1 protein-coding gene is annotated in these 518 nt (G+C 60.0%); it reads left to right on the forward strand.

What is annotated here, in order from left to right:
• Positions 1–518: ABC transporter ATP-binding protein (locus J5M73_RS31070; RefSeq protein ID WP_207816887.1), on the forward strand; the 518-nt coding region annotated here is incomplete at both ends.

Consider the following 518-nt stretch of genomic DNA (forward strand, 5'->3'; position numbering starts at 1 on the left):
CTGCAGCATGTGTCGTTTCACGTACAAAAGGGCGAGACGATCGGAATCATCGGCCGCAACGGCTCGGGAAAGTCGACGTTGTTGCAGATCATCTGCGGGACGCTCACGCCGTCGGGTGGCCGGGTTGCGATCAACGGGCGCGTCGCCGCGCTGCTCGAACTCGGAGCGGGCTTCAATCCGGAGTTCACTGGCCGCGAAAACGTATACATGAACGCGGCGTTGCTGGGCCTCTCGAAAGCCCAGATCGAGGAGCGGCTCGACGCCATCTTCGCTTTTGCCGATATTGGCGGCTTCGTGGATCAACCGGTGAAGACCTATTCGAGCGGCATGTACGTGCGGCTTGCTTTTGCCGTCATTGCGCACGTCGACGCCGACGTGCTCGTGATCGACGAAGCGTTGGCCGTCGGGGACGCATTCTTCACGCAAAAGTGCATGCGTTTTCTGCGCGCGTTCATGGAGCGGGGCACCGTTTTATTTGTCAGCCACGATACGAACGCGGTGGTCAATCTCTGTACCCG

This window comes from Pseudomonas sp. 50_B (genome assembly GCF_017491625.1).
GTDB classification, from domain to species: domain Bacteria; phylum Pseudomonadota; class Gammaproteobacteria; order Pseudomonadales; family Pseudomonadaceae; genus Aquipseudomonas; species Aquipseudomonas danubii.